This window comes from Bacillus australimaris, assembly GCF_001307105.1.
Lineage (GTDB): Bacteria > Bacillota > Bacilli > Bacillales > Bacillaceae > Bacillus > Bacillus australimaris.
Map to the genome: position 1 here is coordinate 831,970 of NZ_LGYN01000001.1, position 15,111 is coordinate 847,080.

Annotated in this window: 21 protein-coding genes; 8 read left to right on the forward strand and 13 right to left on the reverse strand. The window is 41.9% G+C overall.

The window, feature by feature from the left end:
• Window positions 1-32: 32 nt before the first annotated feature.
• Genes AKG37_RS04300 through AKG37_RS04320 form a run of 5 tightly spaced genes read right to left on the reverse strand, consistent with a single transcriptional unit; the run spans window position 33 to window position 4,884 of the window.
• Window positions 33-827 carry an alpha/beta hydrolase family protein gene (locus AKG37_RS04300; protein WP_060697709.1) on the reverse strand — a complete coding sequence of 265 codons (795 nt, stop codon included), beginning with the start codon at window positions 825-827 and terminating at the stop codon, window positions 33-35.
• Window positions 828-850: 23 nt separating this feature from the next.
• A complete protein-coding gene (locus AKG37_RS04305) occupies window positions 851-2,335 on the reverse strand; it encodes a phytoene desaturase family protein (RefSeq protein WP_060697710.1) in 1,485 nt (494 codons plus the stop codon).
• Complete coding sequence (locus tag AKG37_RS04310; RefSeq protein WP_060697711.1) at window positions 2,332-3,459, reverse strand: glycosyltransferase family 2 protein; 1,128 nt, start codon at window positions 3,457-3,459, stop codon at window positions 2,332-2,334. The genes AKG37_RS04305 and AKG37_RS04310 overlap by 4 nt, the downstream gene beginning before the upstream one ends.
• Window positions 3,444-4,187 (reverse strand): lysophospholipid acyltransferase family protein, encoded by a 744-nt coding sequence (locus AKG37_RS04315; RefSeq protein ID WP_060697712.1) that lies wholly within the window; start codon window positions 4,185-4,187, stop codon window positions 3,444-3,446. Before AKG37_RS04315 ends, AKG37_RS04310 begins: the two co-directional genes overlap by 16 nt.
• Window positions 4,156-4,884, reverse strand: coding sequence for a carotenoid biosynthesis protein (locus AKG37_RS04320; protein ID WP_060697713.1), 729 nt, complete (start codon window positions 4,882-4,884; stop codon window positions 4,156-4,158). Before AKG37_RS04320 ends, AKG37_RS04315 begins: the two co-directional genes overlap by 32 nt.
• A 171-nt stretch (window positions 4,885-5,055) precedes the next feature.
• On the opposite strand from AKG37_RS04320, the gene AKG37_RS04325 reads away from it, so the two are divergent.
• The 3 genes from AKG37_RS04325 to AKG37_RS04335 are packed head-to-tail and all read left to right on the forward strand — an operon-like array spanning window position 5,056 to window position 7,624.
• The gene (locus AKG37_RS04325; protein WP_060697714.1) at window positions 5,056-6,057 is read left to right on the forward strand and encodes an ABC transporter substrate-binding protein; all 1,002 of its coding nucleotides are present in this window, start codon (window positions 5,056-5,058) and stop codon (window positions 6,055-6,057) included.
• Between the two features lie 15 nt (window positions 6,058-6,072).
• The gene (locus AKG37_RS04330) at window positions 6,073-6,843 is read left to right on the forward strand and encodes an ABC transporter ATP-binding protein (RefSeq protein WP_060697715.1); all 771 of its coding nucleotides are present in this window, start codon (window positions 6,073-6,075) and stop codon (window positions 6,841-6,843) included.
• 34 nt (window positions 6,844-6,877) lie between these two features.
• A complete protein-coding gene (locus AKG37_RS04335; RefSeq protein WP_413597982.1) occupies window positions 6,878-7,624 on the forward strand; it encodes an ABC transporter permease in 747 nt (248 codons plus the stop codon).
• A 31-nt stretch (window positions 7,625-7,655) separates the two neighbouring features.
• On the opposite strand, the gene ytkD is transcribed toward AKG37_RS04335, so the two are convergent.
• Window positions 7,656-8,132, reverse strand: coding sequence for an RNA deprotection pyrophosphohydrolase (gene ytkD / locus AKG37_RS04340; RefSeq protein ID WP_060697717.1), 477 nt, complete (start codon window positions 8,130-8,132; stop codon window positions 7,656-7,658).
• 249 nt (window positions 8,133-8,381) lie between these two features.
• On the opposite strand from ytkD, the gene AKG37_RS04345 reads away from it, so the two are divergent.
• Window positions 8,382-9,035 (forward strand): TerD family protein, encoded by a 654-nt coding sequence (locus tag AKG37_RS04345; RefSeq protein WP_060697718.1) that lies wholly within the window; start codon window positions 8,382-8,384, stop codon window positions 9,033-9,035.
• Window positions 9,036-9,057: 22 nt separating this feature from the next.
• Window positions 9,058-9,840, forward strand: coding sequence for an AIM24 family protein (locus AKG37_RS04350; protein WP_060697719.1), 783 nt, complete (start codon window positions 9,058-9,060; stop codon window positions 9,838-9,840).
• 29 nt (window positions 9,841-9,869) lie between these two features.
• Here the strand turns inward: AKG37_RS04350 and AKG37_RS04355 are convergent, their stop codons facing one another.
• The 4 genes from AKG37_RS04355 to AKG37_RS04370 form a co-directional block, all read right to left on the reverse strand.
• Window positions 9,870-10,178 carry a hypothetical protein gene (locus AKG37_RS04355; RefSeq protein WP_060697720.1) on the reverse strand — a complete coding sequence of 103 codons (309 nt, stop codon included), beginning with the start codon at window positions 10,176-10,178 and terminating at the stop codon, window positions 9,870-9,872.
• A 43-nt stretch (window positions 10,179-10,221) separates the two neighbouring features.
• Window positions 10,222-10,626 carry a phage holin family protein gene (locus AKG37_RS04360; protein WP_060697721.1) on the reverse strand — a complete coding sequence of 135 codons (405 nt, stop codon included), beginning with the start codon at window positions 10,624-10,626 and terminating at the stop codon, window positions 10,222-10,224.
• A 135-nt stretch (window positions 10,627-10,761) separates the two neighbouring features.
• Window positions 10,762-10,953 carry a hypothetical protein gene (locus tag AKG37_RS04365; protein WP_060697722.1) on the reverse strand — a complete coding sequence of 64 codons (192 nt, stop codon included), beginning with the start codon at window positions 10,951-10,953 and terminating at the stop codon, window positions 10,762-10,764.
• 123 nt (window positions 10,954-11,076) lie between these two features.
• Window positions 11,077-11,514: a Dps family protein gene (locus AKG37_RS04370; RefSeq protein ID WP_060697723.1), complete on the reverse strand. Its 438-nt coding sequence runs from the start codon at window positions 11,512-11,514 to the stop codon at window positions 11,077-11,079.
• 132 nt (window positions 11,515-11,646) lie between these two features.
• On the opposite strand from AKG37_RS04370, the gene ytzI reads away from it, so the two are divergent.
• Window positions 11,647-11,793, forward strand: a complete 147-nt coding sequence (gene ytzI / locus AKG37_RS04375) for a YtzI protein (RefSeq protein ID WP_059375225.1) — start codon at window positions 11,647-11,649, stop codon at window positions 11,791-11,793.
• Between the two features lie 8 nt (window positions 11,794-11,801).
• Here ytzI and AKG37_RS04380 read toward each other — a convergent pair whose 3' ends face one another.
• Window positions 11,802-12,236 carry a FixH family protein gene (locus AKG37_RS04380; protein WP_060697724.1) on the reverse strand — a complete coding sequence of 145 codons (435 nt, stop codon included), beginning with the start codon at window positions 12,234-12,236 and terminating at the stop codon, window positions 11,802-11,804.
• A gap of 119 nt (window positions 12,237-12,355) precedes the next feature.
• Complete coding sequence (locus AKG37_RS04385; RefSeq protein ID WP_003217624.1) at window positions 12,356-12,829, reverse strand: S-ribosylhomocysteine lyase; 474 nt, start codon at window positions 12,827-12,829, stop codon at window positions 12,356-12,358.
• A gap of 126 nt (window positions 12,830-12,955) precedes the next feature.
• Between AKG37_RS04385 and yidD the strand changes: the two genes are divergently transcribed.
• The gene (yidD, locus tag AKG37_RS04390; protein WP_039180891.1) at window positions 12,956-13,180 is read left to right on the forward strand and encodes a membrane protein insertion efficiency factor YidD; all 225 of its coding nucleotides are present in this window, start codon (window positions 12,956-12,958) and stop codon (window positions 13,178-13,180) included.
• A gap of 1 nt (window position 13,181) precedes the next feature.
• On the opposite strand, the gene AKG37_RS04395 is transcribed toward yidD, so the two are convergent.
• Window positions 13,182-13,748, reverse strand: a complete 567-nt coding sequence (locus tag AKG37_RS04395) for a beta-class carbonic anhydrase (protein ID WP_060697774.1) — start codon at window positions 13,746-13,748, stop codon at window positions 13,182-13,184.
• 214 nt (window positions 13,749-13,962) lie between these two features.
• Between AKG37_RS04395 and AKG37_RS04400 the strand changes: the two genes are divergently transcribed.
• On the forward strand, window positions 13,963-14,946 hold the full coding sequence (locus AKG37_RS04400) for a metal ABC transporter solute-binding protein, Zn/Mn family (protein WP_060697725.1): 984 nt from the start codon (window positions 13,963-13,965) through the stop codon (window positions 14,944-14,946).
• Window positions 14,947-15,111: the final 165 nt, after the last annotated feature.

Sequence of the window (15,111 nt, forward strand, 5' to 3'; positions counted from 1 at the left end):
ATCCCCCTACTTTCTATATTTCGTTATACTGCTTATTTTATCACATTTCCGCTTTTTCGGCTGTGCATCCATGTGGTCAGCCTTCTGACAATCTCTCGATTATGCTGCGGCGGGAAATAATGATTGTAGCCGTGGAAATACCAAGTCTCCACAGACTTTCCATGCTGGCGCAGCGCATCCTCTAACAAATACGCATGCTCAATTGATACATTTTCGTCCTCTTCTCCATGAATGATGAGGACAGGGGCTTCAATTTGGTCTACAGCATGTAAAGGGGTTCTGTCCTCATATGCCTCTGGCACCTTGTGCGGCGGGCCGCCAATTACACGCTTCATCATCCTTCTCATATCCACACGTTCTTCATAAGTGAGTTTCATATCGCTGACGCCTCCCCATGTGACAAAGGAAGCCGCCTCCTGTTTCATTTCAACAGCGGTCCAAATGCCCATAATACCGCCTCGCGAAAAACCAAAGATATGAATACGGTCCTGCTTCACTTTTTTGTGCTGTTTTAACAGCTGAAAGGCAGCGAACGCATCCTTCCGATCCTCTCCGGCAAAATCTTCGTTCCCTTCGCCGCCCTGATTTCCTCGGTAAAAGGGAGCAAAGACGACAAAACCCTGCGCAGCAAATTGTACAATCCGGCCTGGTCTGACCATCCCCACATTTTTAATGCCACCACGTAAATACAAAAAGCCGTCATAGCGTCCTTCTCCCGCCGGTTCAGCGAGCAACCCTTTGATCCGAAGCCCATCTGCCTCATAGGTCACTGTAAATAAGTGAATATGCGGATGTGGCGACGGAAACCTTCTTTTTTCCACAATCACTCGATTTCTCTCCTTTTCCTCTCTTATGACTTCAATTGCTTCAGCATCGCTTCTGCGACAAGCTGGCCTGATTTTGTCACCATTGGCGTGCCGCCTCCTGGATGGCTTGTTCCTCCAACAAACCAAAGTCCTTCAATGTCCTTTGATTGATTATTGATGCGAAAGAACGCCTGCTTGAACGAGTTTGAAGACATGCCATAAATGGCTCCACGATATGCTCCCGTTTTCTGCTCCAGATCAAGCGGAGTTTGAACCGCTTCATAATCGATCAGCTCATCCATATCAAAAAGGCCCTTTTCTTTTAATTTCGTTTTCAAATGCTGACGATATGTCTCCTTTAGCATGTCCCAATCTTGCTCTTTTGTCACATAAGGTGCATTGGCCAGCACAAACAGGTTGCTTCTTCCCGATCCCCCGCTTAAAGCTGATTCTGAATGACCTGAATAACATATGTAAAGGGTTGGGTCCTGAGGCAGTTGTTTTTTCTGAAAAATATCCTTAAATTCCTGCTCATAATTTTCAGGGAAAAACACATTGTGATGGGCCAGCTGTTCATAGGCTTTACGTATTCCTAATAAAAGAACAAAGCCTGATAACGACGGTTCAATGCCAGCCAGTTTTTGATTTACAAAACTAGGGCGGTCTTTTTCATCTATAAGATGGCGGTATACAGTCAGCGCATCTGCTCCTGCAATGACTTGATCTGCCTCGTACATCTGCTGAGCCGTCTCCACTCCTTTAATCCGCCGATCCTTCACATGTATCTTGTTTACTTGTTCATTGAGATGAATCTGAACGCCTAATTCCTTTGCCAGTGTCTCAAATGCCTCCACTAAACGATACGTACCACCCTGTATTCCAAAAATCCCTTTCTCTCCTTCTAAATACGCCATCATATTAAAAATAGCCGGTGCCTCATAGGGAGAAGAACCAATATATGTTGCATAACGTCCAAACATCGCCAATGTATGGGGATGACGGAAATATTGACGCAGCAGGCGCTGAACGGATGTAAAAGGTTTAACAGCGAGTAGTGCTTTTATCAGCTTTAAATCCGCCTTATCCTTCCAGGTCAATAACAAACGATTTAAAAACTGCTCCTCTGCCTTTTGAAAAAGCGTCTTCGATTCCTGTAAAAATGCACGGTATTGCTTCGCATCTTCGGGACTGAATGCAGCAATTTGTGATTCCATTTGCTCAATATCCGGCGTAAACTCGACCGTATGTCCATCAGAAAAAACGTTTTTGGTCAGCGGAGAAATCGGATAAAAAGTGACGTAATCCTCCATCCGTCTATGACAAGCTGCAAACACCTCTTCGAAATATGCCTTCATTGTTATCGTACTCGGTCCTAAATCAAAAGAGTAGCCTGCTCCTTGATGGCGCTGCAATTTCCCGCCTAAAGCCGCTTCTTTTTCTAAAATAGTGACCTGAACCCCGCGCGACTGCAAGCGGATTGCTGCTGATAATCCGCCAAGTCCACCGCCGATAATGATCACCTTTTTCATTCGTACCTTCTCCCTTTCCATTCATACCCTTCTTTTTTCAGCCCGATTTTCATTGAGGCAAAGCCAATGGCAATTAGGCTTAAAATGCTGACTGGCAATAAAAAGGCCATCGCAGCTGTTCGCCCATTTTCAGTATCAATTGCCGCTTTGATCGACACGCCCAGCCCGTAGCAAAGAATGGCTAAGCATAAACTCAATACATCTAGCTGAAACAATGCGATCATGAAACAAATGACAGGCACCAAATAAAACATGGTGTATAAACAAAAGACACTGCTTAGTAAAGCAATGCTTCGATTCACGCCCGGGAACAAATTTTTCCGGTAACCTTCCCAAACCTCCTGTCCATTCTCATACATTCTCATATACACAAATGGATGAATGCTTGCAAGTGTAAACGGAAAGCCTTTTTCTTTCACCCGTCTGGCCAAGGCCATATCATCAACTAGTGAATCCTTAATTGCTTCATGCCCGCCGATGTCGTGATAACAATTCTTTTCAATGGCAATAAAACCTCCATGCGCTGCGGCAAAAGCGGGATTCTTAGATTTCTTTACCCATTTCACTGGCAGATGACAGCCAATGGTAAACATCATCATAGGAACCACAAGCTGTTCAAAAAATGTACCTGTTTTTTGTTCTGGAAAGCCTGACAGCATGCCCGTTCCTTGCTTGCATAACTGCTTGTACACTGATTCAACTGCCCCTCTTTTTAACCGGACATCCGCATCTACAAATAGCAGCCAATCAGAAGTTGCTGCCTCAGCGAGCTGAGAACAGGCATATGATTTACCAAGCCAGCCGCGCTTTAATGCTTGACCTGACTGGACACGGATCCACGGGTATCTTTCTGCGAAGCGCTGCACTATCGCTTTTGTCTGATCTGTCGAATGATCATCAAGTACGATCAGCTCTTTCGGGTGAAGACGTTGATCAACGATCGATTGAAGACAGGCTTCTATCCGTTTTTCCTCATTCCTCGCTGGAATCAAAATCGATAACGAGATAGACTCATCGGGCGAAAAAGCTGCTGGCTTTAAAACTGGAAACTGCTTCATATTCCATATCGTGAAAATAAACTGACAGAAGAGGCATACACTGATCAAAGTTAAAAAGACCGCCATGTTTTCACCCACTTTTTAAAGGAATCAAACGCATCACTTGTTGACTGACTTGTCCTCGTCATCTGTCTAAATTCTTCATTAGAAAAATCAGGATCAGCGATGACCTGTTCTTGATGTGCGTTTAACTGCGTTTCAAGCAAGCCGCTGAGCATATACGTCACTTCCTTGCTTCGAAGTGCCCCGCCAGAAACTAAAGCCTCTTCACCAAACACAACAGATACTGTCGGCTTTTGAAATTGATTAAATGTATAATGCAAGGTCACAGGCTTCACCACGACTTGCTCAAATTGTCTCACTAAAAAAGAAGCACCGCCCTCCAATTCAAGCGGCCGTACATCCTGATGCATGATTTTCCCCTGCGGAAAAAGCCATACAGCCCCGCCAGCCTGCATATTCTTCTTTGCCGTCATTAAGGCTTGTTTGACACTTTTCAGATTCTCTTTATGAACCGGAAAGGCACCAAGCTTACGGAAAAAAGCATATTGCTTCAGCTGCTTCTCTTCCATCATCATATAGTGATCGAGCTCAGATGCTTTTTCTGTTAAAAGAAAGATGATCAATCCATCCCACCACGAGCTATGATTCGCAAGATAAAGAACAGGCAGCTTCTCGTTTGGGTCAACCGAGCCCTTCATCATCACACAGCGGAAATGTTTATGAAGTAAATACCGCTCAAGATAAAGTGAAAATATACGTCTAAACGATCGGCTTTTGTCGCTTTCTTTCAAATTGAACCCTTCCTTCACACAAAATAACAATGATCAGTGCTAAATAAAAAATGACCTCGAGCCCGCCTTTTAATGCCAGCACACCAAAAAAGAATACCATCGCCTGATATATTCGACTCGTCCAGCTCAGAGCCTTTTGATCAATCTGCACAAGCGGGAAGAGAAATGAAAGTCCTGCTCCAATCATACCCCAGCTCACAAAATTCTCAAAAGGAATACCATAAAAACCACCGCCGTCATACCACACCCAAAACTTCCGTTCAGCCGCTACTGGGTCTAATATGAGGTCAAGCAACACAATCCATATTCCTGTTTCAACAGCTCGTTTCCACTTCGACTGCTGACTGGATAAAAAAAGACTGTTTAAAAACACACCAACCCATGCAAAAGCAATGGTTAAAGGCACCCCTGCCACTAAAAAACCTAACGTTGGATAATAGTCATAGGCCCCGAAAGGGAATCCGGTTGTGATCCCTACCCATTCAACCGTAAATGTCAGCACTCCGACAATGGCTGCCCTTTTCATCACAAACCACCATGATTCATAAATATTACGCCCAATCTCGATGACGCAGCAGGCATACAGCACAAGGAATATTCCATTTGCAAACTGAAGCCATGCTGGCACTTCAAAAGCGACCATTAATATGAGCCCTACTAAATACCATCCAAGAAATACCCAACTCACTCTATACACATAACCGCTCCTTTATTTCTGCCAAATTCAAGAAAGTCATGCTTCTAGTATAGAAAAAAAGACGCGTTCTATAAATAAAGAATGCGCTTCTTATTTTCATCTAGGCACTCACCAAAAATCCCTTTTAACATACTTTAATTAGTGATCTAGAACAAAGGAGGCGAATTACTCTTGAATCGTTCCATCAAAGTCAGACTGGCATTCATCGTCGTTGTCCTGCTCTTTATTCCATTTGTCGCCTGTAAAAAAGAACAAGAGCAGACCGTACAAGTAGCCGAGGTAACCCATTCGGTCTTTTATGCTCCGCTATATGTCGCTTTATCTGAGGAATTCTTCCAAGAAGAAGGCCTAAATGTTGAATTAAAAACCACTTGGGGCGGCGATAAAACGATGACAGCTCTCTTATCCGGCGGTGCCGATATCGCCCTGACCGGATCTGAATCCTCGATCTATGTAGAGGCTCAAGACTCAAAGGACTCTGTCATCAACTTTGCTCAGCTGACACAAACAGACGGCACATTTCTTGTTTCAAGGGAGAAAGTAAACCAATTCTCTTGGGATCAATTAAAAGGAAAAGACTTTCTTGGACAGCGGAAAGGCGGCATGCCGCAAATGGTCGGTGAATATGTCCTGAAAAAGGAAGGCATTGATGTAAAAAAGGATCTTCGCATGATTCAAAATATTGATTTTGCCAACATTTCAGGTGCTTTCTCCTCTGGAACTGGCGATTTTGTGCAGTTATTCGAACCGACAGCATCCTTAATTGAAAAAGAAGGCAAAGGGTACATTACCGCCTCCTTTGGAGAAGCTTCTGGGAAAGTGCCATATACCACCTTCATGGCAAAGAAGAGTTACTTAGAGGAAAACAAAGAAACAGCAGAAGCCTTCACTCGCGCCATTTACAAAGCGCAGAAATGGGTAAAAGCCAGGCAGCCAGATGAAATTGCCAAAGTCATTCAATCTCAATTTCCTGACACAGATCTTGATGTCTTATCTACTGCCATCAAACGCTACAAACAGCAGGACTCCTATGCAACAGATCCCCTTCTGAATGAAGAGGAATGGAACAAATTGCAGGAAATCATGAAGGAGAGCGGTGAATTGCCGGAATTTATTCCGTACAAACAACTTGTCGATTCATCCATTGCAAAGAAGGTCACAGATCACAAATAGAATAGGAGGTAGCACATGTCTTTCCTTCAAATTGACCATGTGACCCATACGTACTTCTCTTTAAAAGAAAAAACAACGGCCATACAGCACATCAATATGGAGATAGACCAAGGTGAATTCATCTCTTTTATTGGTCCCAGCGGCTGCGGAAAAACCACCCTGCTGTCTATCATTGCAGGAATAACGCCGCCCTCTGAAGGTCGAATTTTAATCGAAGGAAAAGAACCGAATCAAAAGGAGCATCAAATCGGCTACATGCTCCAGCAAGATTATTTGTTCCCTTGGAAAACCATCAAGGAAAATATCATTCTCGGATTAAAAATTGCCAAACAAGATTCACATGAAGCCACCTCAGCTGCCCTTGGTTTACTGCCAAAACTCGGCCTGCATGATGTGGAGGAAAAATATCCGAAGGAGCTATCTGGAGGAATGAGACAGCGTGCGGCTCTCGCCCGAACGCTTGCAGTGAATCCCGGACTTCTTTTATTAGATGAGCCATTTTCAGCTTTAGACTATCAAACCAAACTAACTTTAGAGGATCTCGTCTTTCACACACTAAAAAACTATCAAAAAACAGCGGTCCTTGTGACACATGACATCGGTGAAGCTATTGCGATGAGTGACCGCATTTTCTTATTCTCAAAGCATCCTGGCTCGATTCAGCGAACCTTTACCGTTCCAGAGGATCTGAGGACTATTTCTCCTTTTAAAGCGAGACAGACACAAAGTTTCCAAGAGCTCTTTCAAACGATTTGGAAGGAGCTGAAAACAGTTGAAACACAGTGACCTTTTACATGAAGCCTATCGCAAAAAATACCGAATGGAAAAACGCATCACACGTATCTATCAGCTCATTATTTTCGCCAGCTTCTTTTCGCTTTGGGAGCTTGCTAGTCATTTTCGTCTCATCGATCCGCTCATATTCAGCTCACCATCTGCGGTCTGCCAATTGTTTGTGCAAAAAATATCAGATGGTTCTTTAATGAATCATATGAGTATTACATTATTTGAAACGGTGCTCGGATTTCTACTTGGTACCTTTTGCGGTATTTTACTCGCTGCCGCCTTATGGTGGTCTACCCGCCTGGCGAACGTTCTTGATCCTTATTTAGTCATTTTAAATGCCATGCCAAAAGTCGCCCTCGCCCCGATTTTAATTGTTGCCCTCGGACCCGGCATGATCAGCATCGTCGCCATGGGCGCGATCATTAGTGTAATCATTACAACGATCGTCATTTATACAGCCTTTCAAGAGGTCGATGAGAATTATTTAAAGGTGATGAAAACCTTCGGTGCGAAAAAGAGCGTCGTCTTTCGTGAGGTCATTTTGCCCGCTAGTATTCCGACAATGATTTCTGCCATTAAGGTCAATGTCGGTCTTTCTTGGGTTGGGGTCATTGTAGGGGAATTTCTTGTTTCCTCAAAAGGGCTCGGCTACATGATCATTTACGGCTTTCAAGTCTTCAACTTTACACTCGTGTTCTTAAGCCTTTTCATTATTGCTGTGTTTGCGACCATTATGTACCAGTTTGTAGAATGGCTCGAACGCCGTTTTCTTCAAAAATAAAAAAGCACAGGGATTGTCTCCCTGCGCTTTTTTAACGAATCAAACCGTTCTTTTCTAAATAAGCAAGACTTTGTCTTAACACATCATCTTTCATAATAAAACTGAAGTTCTTATTTTTTGCGATGGATCTCGGCAAGTCTGCGAAAAGAACCGGTCCTTTCGTTTCAAAATATGTTTCTTGCTTCACTAGCTTTTCAATATCAGCGAAATAAATATTCTTTACGATGACCTTTTCTCTGCCCAGCACCTGATATTGGCCAATATACGTTAATTCACGAACAACAGCACCCGTCTCTTCTTGAATCTCCCGTATAGCGGCTTGGTCTGCATCTTCATTCGGCTCAACTTTCCCTCCTGGGAACTCATAGCCCCGATCCTCATGTTCAGTGAGCAGCCATTTCCCTTGGTAGCGGCAGATGGCCCAAACATGCTTAGGATGACTTGAAAAAGGCTTCTCATCAAAAGAGAGCTTGACCGTATTATGATAATAGTCTTTAAATACATGCATGTGAAATCCCTCATATCCTGTCCTTGCTTCTTGTAAAACATCATACCACAGATCACATTTCTCTGAAGAATTTTTATTAAAAGTGAAACAAACGAGTGGTCTCATCTCGTCTTGTATCTAAAATGAGGTATTGTTGCTAAAACCTTTTTATCTTCTCCAACTTCACCCAACTTTAATCATGAAACCTTTTCATCTGTATGACGTAAAAAGAAGAAGCATTTGTCCTATCACAACGAGGAGGAACCTAGCATGAGTACCACAAATAGGTCAAAACAAGAAAAGAATAAAACACGCTCCCTGAGTCAAAAGGAGAAAGAAAACGCATCTCATGAGGCAGCAAAGAAAAGCCTCACAAAAGGACAAAATATAGATTTAACAAAAGATAATCCAAATGCAGATCAAATTCAAATCGGACTCGGCTGGGATTTGTCTGGTCAGCCAATTGATTTAGATACGCAAGTGTTTCTTTTAAATGAAGAAGACAAGCTGTTGTCTCCAAACCATCTAATCTATTATCATCAGCAGCAAAGTTTAGATGGTGCTGTTCGTCATCTTGGTGACCATCAATTTGGCGGAGGGTATCGAGACAATGAAATGATTATTATGCAATTAAGCAGAGTCTCACCTGATATTCATAAAATTGTCGTCACAGCCACAATACATGATGCACACGAACGTCAGCATCATTTTGGACAAGTCACCAATGCTTATGTGCGCCTTACTGATCAAATCTCGCAGCAGGAGATTTGTACCTTTCAGCTAACAGAGGATTATTCATTTTGTACATCCATCCTCTGCGCTGAACTAACAAGAGATGAGGACGAATGGAAGATCACCGCTACTGGACAAGGAACAACACTGGATTTAAATGATTTATGCCACATCTACGGATTCACATCTTGACGAAGGAAGGGAGCCTGCACCTATGGGATTTCATTTCAACACGATAGAAGAACTGACCTTACAAGCAGAAGGCAGCGGGATCTTTTTTGCCAAAAAAGGCGCCATGATTGCCGATCAAGGAACGTTCCAATACCGCAAGCGATTACTCGGAACGAATAAAGGAAATATGGTCAGTCAAGTATTTAACCATATCAGCAGAAAGTTGACAGGTGAAAATCTTGAGATGATGGAAGTGAGTGGACAAGGTACTTGCTATTTAGCGGACTCAAGTGAGCATGTGACAGTGATCAATCTTGAGCCAAGCGGTCCTTGGCAGCATGTAAGCGTAGAAAGTGAAGATTTATTAGCCTTTACCGAGGAATGTCATTACGGCGTCACACCAGTAGGCGTTGGTATTTTATCACAAAAAGGACTGTTTACGTCAAAGCTATCCTATCAAGGACACGGAGCGCAGGTCGCCATCAAAACGAATGGAAACCCGCTCATTTTAAAAGCCCCCTGCCGTGTAGACCCTGACGCTATTGTCGCTTGGACGGGCAAAGCACCGAAAGTCAAACTAGATGTAAACTGGAAAACCTTTATCGGACAAACATCTGGCGAATCCTACTTATTTGAGTTCCAAGAGCAAGACCAAATTGTCATTATCCAGCCATCTGAGCGTACATCTGGCTTGCGGGTTGGTTTAGATGATAATCGCTACAAGCCTCAGAGTCAGAGCTCCTCTCATGATCTCACCAATTCGTCGCAAGAAAATAGAGGCGGGATTAGTGATCTGATCGGAGGTATTTTACAACCACGAAAATAAAAGCATGTAGAGATTCTCTACATGCTTTTTCAACTCATCAAACCGTTTGTCTCAATAAAGCTCCTTGTCTCTTCATTCCCGAGTTCATAAATCATTGAGTAGATCTCTTTTCTTTTTCTATCCATTTCATCATTTGGACTATCATAATGATATTCAAGAAATGGAACATGCGCCCGAAAGAAGCCTTTCCAATCTGTCATATACTGTTCATCAAAATAGTCTCTCAGCTGTAAAATTTGATCGTCATCTGCTTCTATTTGAAATTGCCAAGCTGCCGCGTCTCTATGCTGTGATATCGATCCATCTTGGACAGATACATAGTATGTGTGCCTCGCCATCTGAATCATCCTTTTTCCTTTAGTATGACCAGATATGAGGAAATTACGGCTTTTTTCGCAATTTATTTTTCAACATGTCCAACACATCAATAAACAACTGCGGAATCGGAATTCCGAGGGCTCTGGCTGTCGAGACGATTTGGTATGATTCATAAATAATATAAAAGATGATCGCTAAATCCTTAATCGTCCCATTTGTCTTCAGCATAACATCGAAGAAATGTGCCATGGATATTAAAGAGATTGTCACAACCTTTCGAACAAGCCGTGTAAAAAAACGCTTCATTGTGAGCTGCCCAGTAACAGATTCTCTTAGGCTCGAACAAATTAAGTCAATGCCCATCAATGCCACTAATATCATCAGTAAATATCCTGCTCCACCAAACAGAAAGCCCATCGCCGACAAACTGACTGTAACCAACGAAAAGATGCCTAAATCCTTGCTCACTTGGCATCAACATCCTTTCAAAGTGGAACTCCTTACCTCAATAGTATATGCCGGAAGTTCGCAAAAGCTTGGACAACAAAAAATAAAGGCTCTGCCTTTTAACAAGAAAAAGCCGCCTTGCGCGGCGGCTCCTTCCTAGACTCTAACATCAATATAGCTAGCGTCTGAATCCTTGGGCTGAACAGCTTGAGGCTGCTGCTGTACTTGATCCAGCATCACCATAGCTTGTGCTGTATTCGTAGCAAGCTGTGAATTCAACAAACTGATATTAAGTGTTTTTTGAATGCTCGCTACTTGCTGACTCATCATTCCTGCAATAGAAGACATCTTCTTCCCTCCCTTCTCTTTTCTCTTCGGCTGAAAGCCCTATGATTTCAATGGGCTGTCTGTCCCAATTCAATCAAAAAAAATGTCGATCTATTGATGATCGACATTCCTTCCACATACGTATTATCCTAAAAATGCTTTAAGCATCCAATTGTGCTTCTCAATTGATTGATGAATTGCAAGCAGCATATCACCTGTTGTTTCATCGCCAACCTCTGCAGCCAGATCCATTCCTTGCTTTAATTCCTCTGCGATATTGGAGAAATCGTCATATAGGTTTTTCACCATTTGCTCTGCTGATTCATTGCCTTCTGCTTCTTGAATGCTAGAAATTTCTAAGCACTCTTTCATTGTCGCAACAGGTTGTCCATTTAAAGCAAGCATACGCTCAGCCAAATCATCGATATATGTAGCTGTTTCTGTATATAATTCCTCAAACTTCTCATGGAGTGTAAAGAAGTCTTTTCCCTTTACATACCAATGATAGTTATGTAATTTCACGTAAAGCACAGTCCAATCAGCTACTTGTTTATTGACAACGTTTAATAATTTTTCAGACATGTTCATTTCCTCCTTATGTAATTGCGTTTAGTATGAGAATACCCTTTTCTTATTATACTGAAACCTGCCATGAATTTCTTCTATTTTGACTGCATGAAATATATGTTAATATGGAAATAAGGAGGGAGTTAGATGCTGTTACTTGGGATTATCAGCTTTATCATTATCTCAATCGTTGTCTTTTTATCACTGTGGACGACATCGAAGGCTTATGAATATAAGCATAAAGTCGATTCACCACAGGATACTGAACCAAACCAACGTCCTAACCCAAAATAAAACCGCTTTCAATGATGTGAGGTTTCTTCTTCAGTAGATGAACTCTCTTTTTTCACTTCACCTACGTGAATGTTCGTCTTCGGCATATTATGCTGCTGTTTAGCTGTCACATGGACTTGTATGATATAAAGGCCATCTTTTTTGAAGGCTGTGTGCAATTCGTATACACCTTTATTTTCTTTCTTTGGCTGAATCATTTTGCTGTTATCCTTGTCGCCATCTTTCCACACTTCAAATTGAACATCATCTGCATCGTCAACAGGCGTATCACCATATGTGACAGCTGCTTTTACTATAACGCTTTCATTTTTCTCCACTTGCTCAGGTCCTGTAAGCTTGACCTCTAATAGTTCAGGCACTTCCCCTTTGCCGCTATTTGCTGCAGAGTTTCCACATGCACTTAATAACGTAAGCATCAAAATCATTCCCATCATTTTTCGCATCCCGCGTTTCCCCCTTCTTTTACTGACATGTCCATTTTAACAAATATCCCCTATTTTTACATCTCATGATCGAATTCAAATAAAAAACCGGACACCTAAATGTCCGGTTCATCATTTTATTAACCAAAAACTTTTAAAAGCTCTTCTTGATCCTGAGAAAGCCAGAAACGCATTAAACGTTTTGCCCCTTCAAGATCATGAAGCTTCGCTTGACCGCATTGCTCTTCGTTTGCAGCAGGAATTTCTGTTACCTCAACGGCATCCTTGAATGTTGCATCAAGCAATTCTACGATTTCTTTTGGAGTTGGTGCACCACTGACAACTAAATAGTAGCCTGTCTGGCAGCCCATCGGAGAAATATCAATGATATCAAAATGATCGTATTTCTCTGAGTGTGTTCTAATATTAAACGCAAGTAAATGCTCTAATGTATGAATCGTATCAGGTTTCATCGCCTGCTTGTTTGGCTGACAAAAACGAATATCAAATTTATTTACTTCACCATCTGATCCCACTTTATGAACGCCGCAATGACGAACATATGGCGCTTTTACAGCATTATGATCTAATTCAAAGCTTTCGACTGAAGGCATAATGACCACTCCTATAATTGCAATTTTCTATATTATAGCATATTTCTCCGACCAGTTTAGTTTATAAAACTTTCCTTCCTTGTCCTTTTTTCTTATACTGTGGAAGACAGACAAGGAGGAACCTCTATGAAACAAATATTTATCGGTATCATACGCTTTTATCAAAAATGTATTTCCCCTCTCACACCGCCTAGCTGCCGGTTTTATCCAACATGCTCAAACTATGGCCTAGAGGCAATCAAAACACATGGGGCGATCAAGGGAGGCTGGCTCACCATCAAACGAATTTTAAAGTGTCATCCGCTCCACCCTGGCGGCATTGATCCCGTCCCGCCTAAAAAGGAAAAGTAACTTACTTTTCTTCATATCCATTCACAACTAAGTCAAGCTTCCCTGTCCCAGGATCAATGACAAGCCCGTGTACAGGCACATCTGATGGAAGAAGCGGGTGATTTTTGACAACGGACACACTGTCTTTCACGCTCTCTTCAACTGAACTAAAGCTTTTGAGCCACTGTTCAAAATCAATTCCTGAGTATTCCAGTACTTCAATACGTTTTTCTGGAATACCACGCTCAACGGCTTTATTTAAAAGTGTTTTGCTATCGATTTTACTCATACCGCAATCATGATGCCCAATGACATATACCTCGTCAGCGTTTAATTCGTAAACAGCTACTAAAATGCTGCGCATAATACTTCCAAATGGATGAGAAACAAGTGCCCCTGCACTTTTGACAATCTTAATATCTCCATTTTTCATGTTCATGGCACGCGGAAGCAGCTCAACAAGTCTTGTATCCATACATGATAGAATGACAGCTTTTTTCTGTGGAAACTTCGTCGTTGTAAATTCTTCATATTTCTTTTCTTCAATAAATTGTTGATTATATTCGATGATTTCATCTAAAAGTTTCATACGTTTGTCCATTCCTTTATCTTTTTTTAAAAATAAATATAGCACAATGTGAGAAATCTCGTCACGTTTTGCAGCCTATTTTTTTAGAGGAAACATCTGCTGACGAAAAATTTTTATTTTCCCCTTTTCAAATCGTAATTATTACGATACAATAACTCAGGACATTAAATCGTAATCATTTCTATCTATTGGATTGAGAGGAGACATTTTCTACATGAAAAAAATCTTTTATATTTTAACAGCTGCTTTATTCGCGATCGGTCTCGCCGCTTGCTCAAGCAGTGCGGGGACAAATGCTTCAAAAGGTAAGGCAGACGGGAAACTAAACATTTACACCACGATTTTCCCGATCCAAGATTTCACTGAAAAAATTGGTGGCTCTCATGTAAACGCACAAAGTGTGTACCCTGCCAATGCAGATGCACACAGCTTTGAACCAAGTTCAAAAACAATGGTTGAAATGGCTGAAGGGGATGCCTTCATCTACAGCGGCACAGGGGCTGAAGCATTCGCAGACAAAACGGCTGCCACATTAAAAGACCAAGGCGTAAAAACAGTCAAAGCAGCTGAAGGTATCAAATTATTATCGACAAAAGACGAACATGCACATGAAGAAGGCGAAGATCATGAACATGAAGGTGAAGAGCATGATCATGATGGGCACGATCACGGAGATAAAGATCCTCATGCATGGTTAGATCCAGTTTATGCGCAGACAATGGCAAAAAACATTAAAGACACACTCGTTTCATTAGATCCAGATCATAAAGACGAATACACAAAAAACTATGAAAATCTAAAAAAAGAGCTGCAATCGTTAGATCAAGAATTCAAAACAACCTTATCTAAAGCGAAGCATAAAGAAATCCTTGTTTCTCACGCAGCTTATGGTTATTGGGAAAAGCGCTATGGCATTGAGCAAATCAGTGTTTTAGGATTATCCGCTTCAGAAGAGCCATCACAAAAGCAGCTCGAAAACATTGTACAAAAAGCGGAAAAGCACCACATTCAATATGTTATTTTTGAAAACAACGTCAGCAGCAAAGTATCAGATACGATCCGTAGTGAAATTGGGGCAAAAAGCTTGACCCTTAAAAATCTCGAATCCATTACAGAAGATGATGCCAAAAATGGCGAAAGCTACGTCAGCTTAATGAAACAAAATTTAAAGACCTTAAAAACCGCTTTAAATGATTAATTCTTTGAACCCCGGGTTATGATCCGGGGTTTTTTGCTGTCATAAAAAGCACACCTTTATAGGGTGTGCTTCCAGCATGTAGACAAACCCTCGCATTCGGTGTCAGGTCTGCGCTCCGGTGCTCACGAATGTCAAATTCGCTCCGCTTCGGTGCTCGCCCTTCCT

What these genes read in the sequence shown, in the direction of transcription:
- AKG37_RS04305 (WP_060697710.1), bottom strand. Translation starts at nt 2,335, where the DNA reads ATGAAAAAGGTGATCATTATCGGCGGTGGACTTGGCGGATTATCAGCA.
- AKG37_RS04310 (WP_060697711.1), bottom strand. Translation starts at nt 3,459, where the DNA reads ATGGCGGTCTTTTTAACTTTGATCAGTGTATGCCTCTTCTGTCAGTTT.
- AKG37_RS04330 (WP_060697715.1), top strand. Translation starts at nt 6,073, where the DNA reads ATGTCTTTCCTTCAAATTGACCATGTGACCCATACGTACTTCTCTTTA.
- AKG37_RS04335 (WP_413597982.1), top strand. Translation starts at nt 6,878, where the DNA reads ATGGAAAAACGCATCACACGTATCTATCAGCTCATTATTTTCGCCAGC.
- ytkD (WP_060697717.1), bottom strand. Translation starts at nt 8,132, where the DNA reads ATGCATGTATTTAAAGACTATTATCATAATACGGTCAAGCTCTCTTTT.
- AKG37_RS04345 (WP_060697718.1), top strand. Translation starts at nt 8,382, where the DNA reads ATGAGTACCACAAATAGGTCAAAACAAGAAAAGAATAAAACACGCTCC.
- AKG37_RS04350 (WP_060697719.1), top strand. Translation starts at nt 9,058, where the DNA reads ATGGGATTTCATTTCAACACGATAGAAGAACTGACCTTACAAGCAGAA.
- AKG37_RS04355 (WP_060697720.1), bottom strand. Translation starts at nt 10,178, where the DNA reads ATGGCGAGGCACACATACTATGTATCTGTCCAAGATGGATCGATATCA.
- AKG37_RS04365 (WP_060697722.1), bottom strand. Translation starts at nt 10,953, where the DNA reads ATGTCTTCTATTGCAGGAATGATGAGTCAGCAAGTAGCGAGCATTCAA.
- AKG37_RS04370 (WP_060697723.1), bottom strand. Translation starts at nt 11,514, where the DNA reads ATGTCTGAAAAATTATTAAACGTTGTCAATAAACAAGTAGCTGATTGG.
- ytzI (WP_059375225.1), top strand. Translation starts at nt 11,647, where the DNA reads ATGCTGTTACTTGGGATTATCAGCTTTATCATTATCTCAATCGTTGTC.
- AKG37_RS04380 (WP_060697724.1), bottom strand. Translation starts at nt 12,236, where the DNA reads ATGCGAAAAATGATGGGAATGATTTTGATGCTTACGTTATTAAGTGCA.
- AKG37_RS04385 (WP_003217624.1), bottom strand. Translation starts at nt 12,829, where the DNA reads ATGCCTTCAGTCGAAAGCTTTGAATTAGATCATAATGCTGTAAAAGCG.
- yidD (WP_039180891.1), top strand. Translation starts at nt 12,956, where the DNA reads ATGAAACAAATATTTATCGGTATCATACGCTTTTATCAAAAATGTATT.
- AKG37_RS04395 (WP_060697774.1), bottom strand. Translation starts at nt 13,748, where the DNA reads ATGAAACTTTTAGATGAAATCATCGAATATAATCAACAATTTATTGAA.
- AKG37_RS04400 (WP_060697725.1), top strand. Translation starts at nt 13,963, where the DNA reads ATGAAAAAAATCTTTTATATTTTAACAGCTGCTTTATTCGCGATCGGT.